Raw genomic sequence first — 12,144 nt, 5'->3', positions numbered from 1 at the left:
GGGTGCCCCTCGAAGGGGTGCGCCGGTCGCCCCCCGGCCGGACTCAGTACGCGCGCACCACCGTGGCGGAGCGCCTCGCGGCGACGAACCCGGCCCGGTCGTAGAGCCCGAGTGCGCCCGTCGGGCTCACGGAGTCGACGTCGAGCACGGTCACCTCCAGCCCCTCGGCGACGTGTGCTTCGAGCGTCGACGCGAGCAAGGACTGCGCGAGGTGCCGTCCGCGCCAGGAACGCCGGACGCCGACGTACTCGACGTAGGCGCACCGCCGCCCGAGGGCCGCCCAGCCCTCGGGGTCGACGTCGCTCAGGACGAACGCCACGACCTGTTCGGCCGCCTCGGGATCGTCGAGCGGACGGGCGACGGCGAGCAGCGAGAGGTCTTGTCGGAACGTGCCGGCCCCGACCATCCGACCCCAGCGGTCCTCGCTAGTCGGCTGGCTGCCCCAGTGGTCGCGGAAGGAGTCGTTGCGGGCCTGCCGTGTCGCCTCGACCCACTCGTCGGTCATCGTGACAAATCGGACGGCCGGGTCGAGCGCGACGCGTTCGATCGGTTCCGCCAGGTCGCGCCGCAGCTCGGTCCACCACCGCGACTCGTCGAACCCCGCACGACGGAGCGCCGCCCGAGCGTCGAGGGCGTCCTCGTCGACGTCGGTCACGAGACCGGCCGGCAGGACCTCGTCACAGGCGGCCAGGTGCTGCTCGCCCCGAGCCCGTTGCCAGTCGAGGAGACGGCGACCGAGACCCTCGCCGCGTCGGCCGGGGTCGACACCGCCGGGGACCCCCACCCGCACGAGGCTGACCCGGGTCGGGCCCAGGTGGCTGAGTCCCCAGGCGACGAAGCGGCCGTCGGCGTCGACCCCGACGATGCTGTCCCGCGCGAGGTCGATGCCGGGCGACGTGAGGTCGTCACGCACGACCTCGAGGGCATGGCCCCGGTCGGGGTGGTCGACGGCCCCGATGCGGGCACAGAGTGCGTGCAGGGGCACGAGGTCGTCGAGCGCGAGCGGTCGCCAGGTGACACCCGCGACGGACTCCGGCGGCAGCACGACGTCGGGCGCGGCCACCCGCTCGTGGACGGGACGGTCGGCCGTGCCGACGCTGACGCCCTCGGCGGCCTCGCCCCGGGCGACGACGGCCGGGGCGGAGGTGGCGGGTGATCCGGCGGTTCCGCCGACGGCGGAGGTCACGGTGGCGGTCTCTTCGGGCTGGTCCTCAGGCATCCGTCCATCCTGCCGGGTCTCCTCTCGCCGTCGCCTCAGCCCGGCGGGGGAACGACCCGCCGGCGTCACCGCTCGGTCCGGGGACGGCGAAGGGCCCCGGTCCGCACGATGTGCGAGCCGGGGCCCTTCGAGGCGAGGCCTTCAGGAGGCGCGGTGCGGGTCAGACCCTCACCGCGCCTCCCGACGGGGTTCTCAGTTGTAGGTGCCGGGGGTGAAGTCGTCCGACGAGAACGAGTCGAAGTCCACGAAGCTCAGGTCGGCTTCGTTGAACGACGCATCGTCGGTGAAGACGCGGTTGGGGTACCGCTCCGCCTTCGCCTCTTCCGTCGCCTCGACCGACACGTCGCGGTAACGCGACAGGCCGGTGCCCGCGGGGATGAGCTTTCCGATGATGACGTTCTCTTTCAGACCGACCAGCGGGTCGCTCTTGCCTTCCATGGCCGCCTGCGTGAGGACGCGGGTCGTCTCTTGGAAGGACGCGGCCGACAGCCACGACTCGGTCGCCAGCGAGGCCTTCGTGATGCCCATGACCTCTTGGCGAGCGGACGCGGTCCGCTTGCCCTCGGTCAGTGCCGCACGGTTGATCTCGTTGTACTTCGACCGGTCGACGAGCTCACCGGGCAGCAGGTCGGTGTCGGCGTGGTCGACGACGGTGACCTTGCGGAGCATCTGACGGACGATGACCTCGATGTGCTTGTCGTGGATCGGCACACCCTGCGAGCGGTAGACGTCCTGGACGCCACCCACGAGGTGCTGCTGCACCGCACGGACGCCCTTGACGCGCAGGACCTCTTTCGGGTCCACCGCGCCGGCGATGATCTGCTCACCGAGCTCGACGTGCTGACCGTCCTCGACGAGGAGGGTCGAACGCTTGAGCACGGGGTAGATCACTTCTTCGTCGCCGTTGTCGGGCTGCAGGATGACGCGGCGAGCCTTGTCGGTGTCCTCGATGGTGATGCGACCGGCCGAGTCGGCGATCGGGGACGCACCCTTGGGGGTGCGCGCCTCGAACAGCTCGGTCACGCGGGGCAGACCCTGCGTGATGTCGTCGGCCGAGGCCGAACCACCGGTGTGGAAGGTACGCATGGTCAGCTGCGTGCCGGGCTCACCGATCGACTGGGCCGCGATGATGCCGACGGCCTCACCGATGTCGACCAGGTTGCCGGTGGCCAGCGAGCGGCCGTAGCACTGGGCGCAGACACCGACCGCGGCCTCACAGGTGAGGACGGAGCGGACCTTGATGGTCTCGACGCCGGCCGCCACGAGCTCGTCGATCAGGACGTCTCCGACGTCGGCGCCGGCCTCGGCCAGCACCGTGCCCCCGGCGTCCACCGCGGCTGCCGCGAGCGACCGTGCGAACACGGTGTTCTCGACGGTCGCGTCGCGCACCATGACGCCGTTGGCGTCGGGTGCGGCGATCGGCATCTCGAGGCCACGCGAGGTACCGCAGTCATCTTCACGGATGATGACGTCCTGCGACACGTCGACCAGACGACGGGTCAGGTACCCCGAGTCGGCCGTACGGAGGGCCGTGTCGGCCAGACCCTTGCGGGCACCGTGCGTCGCGATGAAGTACTCGGCCACCGACAGACCCTCGCGGTACGAGGAGATGATCGGGCGGGGGATGATGTCACCCTTCGGGTTGTTCACCAGGCCTCGCATGCCGGCGATGTTGCGCACCTGCAGCCAGTTACCACGGGCCCCCGACGTCACCATGCGGTTGATGGTGTTGTCGATCGGGAAGTTCGCCCGCATCTCGGCGGCGACCTCGTTCGTGGCCTCCGTCCAGATCTTGATCAGGTCGGCACGACGCTCGGCGTCGGAGATGAGGCCCTTGTCGAACTCGGACTGCACCGCCGCGGCCTGCTTCTCGTAGCCCGCGACGATCTCGGGCTTGCGCGGAGGCGTGAGCACGTCGGACAGCGCGACCGTGACACCCGAACGCGAGGCCCAGTAGAAGCCCGCGTCCTTGATGTTGTCGAGGGCTGCGGCGACGGCGACCTTGGGGTAGCGCTCGGCGAGGTCGTTGACGATCGTCGAGAGCATGCCCTTGTCGGTCACCTGCTGGACGAACGGGTAGTCCGCCGGCAGGTTCTCGTTGAAGAGCGCACGACCGAGGGTCGTCTCGAGCAGGATGTCCTGTCCGACCTCGTAGCCCTCGGGAGCCTCGCCCTCGGCGAAGTGCACGCCGTTCATGCGGATCTTGACCATCGCGTTGAGGTCGAGCGAGCCCTGGTCCTTCGCGAGGATCGCCTCGGCGACCGACGAGAAGGCACGGCCTTCACCCTCGGCACCTTCGGTGACCGTCGTGAGGTAGTGCAGACCGATGATCATGTCCTGTGCGGGCAGGGTCACCGGACGGCCGTCGGACGGCTTCAGGATGTTGTTCGAGGCGAGCATCAGGATGCGCGCCTCGGCCTGGGCCTCGACGGACAGCGGCAGGTGCACGGCCATCTGGTCACCGTCGAAGTCGGCGTTGAACGCCGCGCAGACGAGGGGGTGCAGCTGGATGGCCTTGCCCTCGACCAGCTGGGGCTCGAACGCCTGGATGCCGAGACGGTGCAGCGTGGGCGCACGGTTCAGCAGCACGGGGCGCTCGCGGATGATCTCTTCGAGGACGTCCCAGACCTGCGGGCGCGAACGCTCGACCATGCGCTTGGCCGACTTGATGTTCTGAGCGTGGCTCAGGTCGATCAGGCGCTTGATGACGAACGGCTTGAACAGCTCGAGGGCCATCTGCTTGGGCAGACCGCACTGGTGCAGCTTGAGCGTCGGGCCGACGATGATGACCGAACGACCGGAGTAGTCGACGCGCTTGCCGAGCAGGTTCTGGCGGAAACGACCCTGCTTTCCCTTGAGCATGTCGCTCAGGGACTTCAGGGCGCGGTTGCCGGTACCGGTGACGGGACGACCGCGACGACCGTTGTCGAACAGGGCGTCGACGGCCTCTTGCAGCATGCGCTTCTCGTTGTTCACGATGATCTCGGGAGCACCGAGGTCGAGCAGGCGACGGAGGCGGTTGTTGCGGTTGATCACGCGACGGTAGAGGTCGTTCAGGTCGCTGGTCGCGAAGCGACCACCGTCGAGCTGCACCATCGGGCGCAGCTCGGGCGGGATGACCGGGACGACGTCGAGGACCATGGCGGCCGGCGAGTTGCCGGTCGCCAGGAACGAGCTGACGACGCGCAGGCGCTTGATGGCGCGGATCTTCTTCTGACCCTTGCCCTCGGAGATCTGCAGGTGGAGGTTCTCGGCCTCGGTGGTGAGGTCGAAGGCCTCGAGGCGCTTCTTGATCGCCTCGGCGCCCATGTGGGCCTCGAAGTAGATGCCGAAGCGGTCCTGCAGCTCGTGGAAGACGGCGTCTTCCGGCTTGAGGTCGCCGACCTTGAGGTTGCGGAAGTCCTCCCACACGCGCTCGAGGCGGTTGATGTCCTCGTCGAACGACTTGCGCGTCTGCGACATCTCTTTCTCGGCGCCGTCCTTCGCACGACGCTTCTGGTCGCTCTTCGCGCCTTCTTCCTCGAGGACGGCCAGGTCGTCCTCGAGCTTCTTCAGGCGGTCGGCGATGCGCGTGTCGCGCTGCGACTCGAGCTGCTTGATCTCGAGGCGGAGCTCGTTCTCGAGCCCGGGCATGTCGGCGTGACGGCCCTCTTCGTCGATCGAGATGACCATGTAGGCCGCGAAGTAGATGACCTTCTCGAGGTCTTTCGGGGCCATGTCGAGCAGGTAGCCCAAGCGCGAGGGGACGCCCTTGAAGTACCAGATGTGCGTGACGGGGGCGGCGAGCTCGATGTGGCCCATGCGCTCACGACGCACGGACGACTTCGTGACCTCGACGCCGCAGCGCTCGCAGACGATGCCCTTGAAGCGGACGCGCTTGTACTTGCCGCACGCGCACTCCCAGTCACGCGAGGGCCCGAAGATCTGTTCTCCGAAGAGACCGTCCTTCTCGGGCTTCAGCGTGCGGTAGTTGATGGTCTCCGGCTTCTTGACCTCACCGTGCGACCAGGCGCGGATGTTCTCGGCAGTGGCGAGGCCGATCCGCAGCTCATCGAAAGTTGTTGCTTCGATCAAAATTTAATCCCTTGTCAGATGTATCGACGTGTCGTTGTGGGAAGGGGGCTTAGATCTCGTCGACGTTCGACGATTCGAAGCGGGAGGAGATGTTGATGCCGAGCTCTTCGGCGGCACGGAAGACCTCGTCGTCCGTGTCGCGCAGGCTGACCGTCTGGCCGTCGGCCGAGAGGACCTCGACGTTCAGGCACAGCGACTGCATCTCTTTGATGAGGACCTTGAAGCTCTCGGGGATGCCGGGCTCCTGGATGTTCTCGCCCTTGACGATGGCTTCGTACACCTTCACGCGGCCAAGGATGTCGTCCGACTTGATGGTCAGGAGCTCTTGCAGCGCGTACGCGGCGCCGTAGGCCTCGAGGGCCCAGACCTCCATCTCACCGAAGCGCTGGCCACCGAACTGTGCCTTACCACCCAGCGGCTGCTGCGTGATCATCGAGTACGGGCCCGTCGAACGCGCGTGGATCTTGTCGTCGACGAGGTGGTGCAGCTTCAGGATGTACATGTAGCCGACCGAGATCGGGTTCGGGAACGGCTCACCCGAGCGACCGTCGAACAGGCGCGCCTTGCCGGACGAACCGATCAGACGCTCACCGTCGCGGGTCGGCAGGGTGGAGTCGAGCAGACCCTCGATCTCGCGCTCGGCGGCACCGTCGAACACCGGGGTGGCGACCTTCGTGCCGGGAGCGGCGCTGAGCGCCTCTTCGGGCAGGTTCTTCGCCCACTCCTGGACGCCCTCGACGTTCCAACCCTGCGCCGCGATCCACCCGAGGTGGATCTCGAGCACCTGGCCGAAGTTCATTCGACCGGGAACGCCCAGCGGGTTGAGGATGATGTCGACCGGGGTGCCGTCCGCGAGGAAGGGCATGTCCTCGACGGGGAGGATCGTCGAGATGACGCCCTTGTTGCCGTGACGACCGGCGAGCTTGTCACCCGCGGTGATCTTGCGCTTCTGGGCGATGAACACGACCACGCGCTGGTTGACGCCCGAGCCGAGCTCGTCGTCTCCGTCCTGCGAGTCGAACACCTTGACGCCGATGACCGTGCCCTGCTCGCCGTGGGGCACCTTCAGGGACGTGTCGCGGACCTCACGGCTCTTCTCGTTGAAGATCGCACGCAGCAGGCGCTCTTCGGCGCTGAGCTCGGTCTCGCCCTTGGGCGTGACCTTGCCGACGAGGATGTCGCCGGGGCGCACCTCGGCACCGATGCGGATGATGCCGCGCTCGTCGAGGTCGGCCAGCAGGTCGGGGCTGACGTTGGGGAGATCACGGGTGATCTCTTCCTTGCCGAGCTTCGTGTCGCGGGCGTCGACTTCGTACTCTTCGATGTGGATCGACGAGAGCGTGTCGTCCTTGATGAGGTTCTGCGACAGGATCATCGCGTCCTCGTAGTTGTAGCCCTCCCACGGCATGAACGCGACGAGGAGGTTCTTGCCGAGCGCGAGCTCGCCGTTCTCGGTCGCGGGACCGTCGGCGATGACCTCGCCGACCTCGACGCGCTGGCCGGCGTCGACGATCACACGGTGGTTGTAGCTGGCGCCCTGGTTCGAGCGGTCGAACTTGCGCAGGAAGTAGTCCTGCGTGCCACCGTCGTCGAGCTGCACGGTGACGACGTCGGCCGACACCTCGGAGACCACGCCGGCGGCGTCGGCGGTGACGACGTCACCGGCGTCGATCGCGGTGTAGCCCTCCATGCCGGTGCCGACGAGGGGGCTCTCGCTGCGGACGAGCGGGACGGCCTGACGCTGCATGTTGGCACCCATGAGGGCGCGGTTCGCGTCGTCGTGCTCGAGGAACGGGATCAGCGACGTGGCCACCGACACCATCTGGCGCGGCGAGACGTCCATGTAGTCGACCTCGGCCTTGTCGACGAGCTCGACCTCGCCGCCCTTCTTGCGGACGAGCACCTTGTCGTCGACGAAGTCGAACTTGTCGTCGAGGGGGGCGTTCGCCTGGGCGACGACGTAGTCGTCTTCTTCCGACGCGGTGAGGTAGTCGATCGTCGTGGTGACGTTGCCCTTCTCCACGCGACGGTACGGCGTCTCGATGAAGCCGAACGAGTTGATGCGCGCGAAGGACGCGAGCGAACCGATCAGACCGATGTTCGGGCCTTCAGGGGTCTCGATCGGGCACATGCGGCCGTAGTGCGAGGGGTGGACGTCGCGGACCTCGACGCCGGCGCGCTCACGCGACAGACCGCCGGGGCCGAGCGCGCTCAGGCGACGCTTGTGCGTCAGGCCCGAGAGCGGGTTGTTCTGGTCCATGAACTGCGACAGCTGCGAGGTGCCGAAGAACTCCTTGATCGCGGCGACGACGGGGCGCACGTTGATCAGGGTCTGCGGCGTGATCGCCTCGATGTCCTGCGTGGTCATGCGCTCACGGACGACGCGCTCCATGCGCGACAGACCGGTGCGGACCTGGTTCTGGATCAGCTCGCCGACCGCGCGGATGCGACGGTTGCCGAAGTGGTCGATGTCGTCGACGTCGAGGCGCAGCTGGACGGGCTCGCCGTCGCGCGTGCCGTTCATCGACTTCTCTTCGGCGTGCAGCGACACGAGGTACTTGATCGTCGCGACGATGTCGTCGACGGTCAGGACCGAGTCACCCAGGGGCGCGTCGATGCCGAGCTTGCGGTTGATCTTGTAGCGACCCACCTTGGCCAGGTCGTAGCGCTTGTGGTTGAAGTAGAAGTTGTCGAGGAGCGCACGTGCGGCCTCGGCAGCGACCTGCTCGCCCGGACGGAGCTTGCGGTAGATGTCCTTGAGCGCCTCTTCCTTGGTGAGGATGGCGTCCTTCTCGAGGGTGGCCTCGATCGAGGCGAAGCCCTTGAACTCCTCCATGATCTCTTCGCTCGTCAGGCCGAGGGCCTTGAGGAAGACGGTCACGCTCTGCTTGCGCTTGCGGTCGATGCGGACGCCGACCTGGTCGCGCTTGTCGATCTCGAACTCGAGCCAGGCACCGCGGCTCGGGATGACGCGAGCCGAGTAGATGTCCTTGTCGCTGGTCTTGTCGGAGGCGCGCTCGAAGTAGACGCCCGGGCTGCGGACGAGCTGCGAGACGACGACACGCTCGGTGCCGTTGATGATGAACGTGCCGCGCTCGGTCATGAGCGGGAAGTCACCCATGAAGACCGTCTGGGTCTTGATCTCACCGGTGAGGTGGTTCATGAACTCGGCGTTCACGTAGAGCGGCGCGGCGTAGGTCTTGCCACGCTCTTTGCACTCGTCGATCGTGTACTTGGGCTCTTCGAGCTCGGGAGCCGTGAACGAGAGCTGCATGGTCTCGCCGAGGTCTTCGATCGGCGAGATCTCTTCGAAGATCTCTTCCAGGCCCGAGTGGAGGGCCAGGTCGGTGCGGCCCTGCTCGGTCGCCTCGGCGAGGCGGTCCTTCCAGATGTCGTTGCCGACGAGCCAGTCGAAGCTCTCGGTCTGGAGCGCCAGCAGGTCGGGGACCGTCAGCGTGTCGGTGATCTTGGCGAACGAGAGCCGCGATGCGTTGCGACCGTTCTTGGGTGAGTTGGTGGATGCGTTGTTCGCAGCAGCCAAGGAAGTAACCTCCGTGGACCCCGTCGGGTCATCACTGTCGGACAGTATGTGGTGAGTGAGTGAACGGCCCTACCCGGCGGACACCATCCACCCCGCCGTCATATTCGGGGGTGGGTGTCTCGAGACGTTGTCGACCGCAATATGACGACAGGACGCACGGGGAGCGCAAAGGTCCATACTAGGTCGCCCCGGACACGCCTGGCAAGCCCTGTCGTTGACCTTTCGCCCGAGCTTCGGTATAACCCGGGCGCATGCACAGGCATTCCACGGGATCGGGGGCCGCGCGCGCCTCCTCGTCCCCGGGATGGGAGGCTTGGGGCATGGCCGCACAGCACGACGAACCGCCCGTCGAGATCTCGATCGGGGCGGGTCTCGCCCGCGTGGACGAGGACCGGCACCGCCCCGGTTCGTACACCCTCGTCGTCGACGGCACGCCCCAGTCGCACGTCGACCTCGACGACCCGACGCACCTGGCCTTCGAGTACGTCCGGCGGATCGGGCACGCCGTCGACCTGCTGCCCGAGGGGCCGGTCACCGCGCTGCACCTCGGCGCCGGCGCCCTGACCCTGCCGCGCTACGTCGAGGCGACCCGACCGGGCTCGCGCCAGCAGGTGATCGAGCTCGAGGCCGACCTCGTGGCCCTCGTGCGCGAGACGCTGCCGCTGCCCCGCGGGGCCTCGATCCGGGTGCGCTACGGCGACGCCCGCGAGGTCATGGTGAAGCTGCCCGCCGGACTGCGCGGCACGGTCGACCTGCTGATCGTCGACGTGTTCGGCGGTTCTCAGATCCCCGCCCACGTCACGTCGCTCGAGTTCTACACGGCGGCGGCCGAGTTCCTGTCGCCGACCGGCATGCTGATCGTCAACTCTGCCGACGGCGCGGGGCTGGCCTTCGCCCGCGGCCAGGCGTCGACCCTCGCGACCGTGTTCGAGCACGTCGTCGCCGTGGCCGACCCCGCGACGCTCAAGGGCCGTCGCTTCGGCAACGTCGTGCTGATCGGTTCGCCGTCGCCGCTGCCGACCGACCGCATGCCCCGGCTCTACTCGTCGGACCCGCTGCCGGCCAAGGTCGTCCACGGCCGTGAGCTGCGCGACTTCGTCGCCGGGGCGCCCGTCGTCACCGACGCGACGGCCGTGCCCTCTCCCGAGCCGTCACGGAGCGTGTTCGGGGCGCGCTGACGACGCCCCGGTCGAGCCAGTGGGCCGCCCCCGTGGCACCCACGACGGCGGCCGAGGCGAGGGCCGTCGCGACGACGACGGGGACGACGTCGGGCAGGGTGGGGATCACCTGCACTCCGGTGGACACGGCGAGCGCGATCGAGAGGCCCGTCGACGTCGCCACGACGAGTCCGACGGGCAGTGTGGCCGTGAAGATCACGACCAACCCCTCTGCCAGGGCGATCCGTCGGGCGACGGCGGGTCGGGCCCCGTGTGCGGACAAGTGGAGTCGGTCGGGGTCGCGGCGAGGGCCGCGGAGCAAGGTGGAGGCGGCCGCACCCGCGAGCGCCACGGCCGATGCAGGCCCGAGGGCCAGAGCCGTCTGACGCCACTGTGGCGCCGAGGCTCCGGCGGGTGACACTCCAAGCATGACAGCCAGGTCGAGTGCGGACCCGGTCGCCATGACGAGACCGACGAAGAGGCCGACGGTCACCGTAGTCGACACGGCGGACACGGTCCCGTGGACGGCACGGGCCTTCGTGATCCGCCAGACGATTCCTCTGCCAGGGGGCACCAGCCGTGTCCATCGGCGGACGAACCAGGGCACGAAGGACGGGTACAGGAGCACCACACTGGCGACCGACACGACACCCGCCGTCGACTGCAGCGCGAGCAACCGAAGGGCAGGCGTGAAGAACGCGAGCTCGGAGAACGCGGCGACGTCGGCCTGGTCGAAGAACTCCGCGCCGGACGTGACGGCCGCCGTCAGTCCGTCCCAGACGAGGACGAGGGCCGCGACGGGCAAGACGAACGCGAGCCACATCGCGGCGACGACGCCGATGCGACCTGCGGGCGGGGCGGCAGCCACCGTGTGATCCGCCCCCTCGCCGCGGAGGACCCGAGCCGGGAGGCGCGTCGAAGCCCTGGAGGCTGCCGAGCGCGTCGACAGCAGGGACAGCCCCACGACGGACGCAGCGCTGCACGTCCACGACAGGCTGCCGCCGACCAGCAGCACGAACGAGGGGACGACGGTGTCGAGGGCAGGACGGACCAGCACCAGGACGAGGACGTGGGCGAGTGGCGCGGCGAACACCGACCCGAGGACGGCGCAGCCCCCTGCCCGGGCGAGCGCGAGACGAACGACGTGCCTCGGACCCAGCCCTGCGGTCGACAGGAAGGCGCTCTGTACCTCGTCGCCGCGCACGGCGAGTGCGTGCACGCGGATCAGGACGACGACCGTCGCCATCGCCGTGGCGACGACGACCGGGCTCACGTCGGCGTCCACCGGATCGGGCTCGACCCACCGCATGATCTCGGATGACACCGCGATTCCCAGCGCGAAGGTCAGGGCCGAGGTCGAGACGAAGGCGACGATCGTGGCGGCGAGGGCCGCCCGGGGGTCTGCACGGATCGACCTCCAGGCCAGCCAGACCGTCATGCCGTGCCAGCCGAACGGAAGATGGCCTCGAGCCCTTCCGGAGTCGGACCGGTCACGTCATGGCGCACTCGGCCCCGGTCGACGAAGACGACGCGATCGGCAGCGGACGCCACCCTCGGATCGTGTGTCACGACGAGGACCGCCGCGCCGGCACGGGCACGGATGCGGATCATCTGGACCACGGCGTCGACCGATCTCGGGTCGAGCCCGTCGGTCGGTTCGTCGAGCAGCGTGACGTGCGGCGGCTGGACGGCGACCCGGGCCAGTGCGACCCGGCGCCTCTCGCCACCCGACAGACCCTCGGGCAGTTCGTCGGACCTGTCGGCGAGTCCGACGCGACGAAGGGCGTCGTCGATCACGTCAGCCGGGGGCCGCTCGCCGCGGATGCGATGGAGGAGTTCGACGTTCTCCCGGACCGTCAGAGCCGGCAGGAGGTCGTCCCCCTGGAGGAGGAGGGCGACGTGGTGAGCCCGGACCCACGCACGGCCTGCGGCGTCGAGCGCCTGGATGTCGCCACCGAGGACGTCGACGCGACCCGTCGAACAGTCCTGTAGCCCGGCCACGCACCCGAGGATCGACGACTTGCCGGACCCGGAAGGCCCCATGAGCGCCACGGTCTCGCCCCTCGCCACGGTGAACGAGATCTGCTCGAGGACGGGGCGCCGCGCACCCTTGGTGTCCACCACGTCGTGGCCGACCCCCCACAGCGACACGG

General features: G+C 68.5%; 6 protein-coding genes. 1 reads left to right on the top strand and 5 read right to left on the bottom strand.

Features of this window, described 5'->3' with window-relative positions:
* Window positions 1-43: 43 nt before the first annotated feature.
* The 3 genes from IFT88_RS02555 to rpoB form a co-directional block, all read right to left on the bottom strand.
* On the bottom strand, window positions 44-1,219 hold the full coding sequence (locus IFT88_RS02555; RefSeq protein ID WP_192118734.1) for a GNAT family N-acetyltransferase: 1,176 nt from the start codon (window positions 1,217-1,219) through the stop codon (window positions 44-46).
* Window positions 1,220-1,411: 192 nt separating this feature from the next.
* A complete protein-coding gene (locus IFT88_RS02550) occupies window positions 1,412-5,293 on the bottom strand; it encodes a DNA-directed RNA polymerase subunit beta' (protein ID WP_043596503.1) in 3,882 nt (1,293 codons plus the stop codon).
* Window positions 5,294-5,342: 49 nt separating this feature from the next.
* Window positions 5,343-8,834 carry a DNA-directed RNA polymerase subunit beta gene (gene rpoB, locus IFT88_RS02545; RefSeq protein ID WP_043596504.1) on the bottom strand — a complete coding sequence of 1,164 codons (3,492 nt, stop codon included), beginning with the start codon at window positions 8,832-8,834 and terminating at the stop codon, window positions 5,343-5,345.
* A 320-nt stretch (window positions 8,835-9,154) separates the two neighbouring features.
* Between rpoB and IFT88_RS02540 the strand changes: the two genes are divergently transcribed.
* Complete coding sequence (locus IFT88_RS02540) at window positions 9,155-10,012, top strand: spermidine synthase (RefSeq protein ID WP_055975079.1); 858 nt, start codon at window positions 9,155-9,157, stop codon at window positions 10,010-10,012.
* Here IFT88_RS02540 and IFT88_RS02535 read toward each other — a convergent pair.
* Window positions 9,951-11,429, bottom strand: a complete 1,479-nt coding sequence (locus IFT88_RS02535; RefSeq protein WP_192118732.1) for a hypothetical protein — start codon at window positions 11,427-11,429, stop codon at window positions 9,951-9,953. The two genes, IFT88_RS02540 and IFT88_RS02535, sit on opposite strands and share 62 nt — an antisense overlap.
* Entirely contained in the window at window positions 11,426-12,142 is a 717-nt protein-coding gene (locus IFT88_RS02530) for an ATP-binding cassette domain-containing protein (protein WP_192118730.1), read from the bottom strand. Before IFT88_RS02530 ends, IFT88_RS02535 begins: the two co-directional genes overlap by 4 nt.
* Between the last annotated feature and the right edge of the window lie 2 nt (window positions 12,143-12,144).

This window comes from Frigoribacterium sp. CFBP 8751, from assembly GCF_014841545.1.
Taxonomy (GTDB): domain Bacteria; phylum Actinomycetota; class Actinomycetes; order Actinomycetales; family Microbacteriaceae; genus Frigoribacterium.
This window is presented reverse-complemented; position numbering and strand designations above follow the sequence as displayed.

Excerpts from the sequence above, each read along its gene's own strand:
- IFT88_RS02540 (WP_055975079.1), top strand. The coding sequence starts at position 9,155 with ATGGCCGCACAGCACGACGAACCGCCCGTCGAGATCTCGATCGGGGCG.
- IFT88_RS02535 (WP_192118732.1), bottom strand. The coding sequence starts at position 11,429 with ATGACGGTCTGGCTGGCCTGGAGGTCGATCCGTGCAGACCCCCGGGCG.
- IFT88_RS02555 (WP_192118734.1), bottom strand. The coding sequence starts at position 1,219 with ATGCCTGAGGACCAGCCCGAAGAGACCGCCACCGTGACCTCCGCCGTC.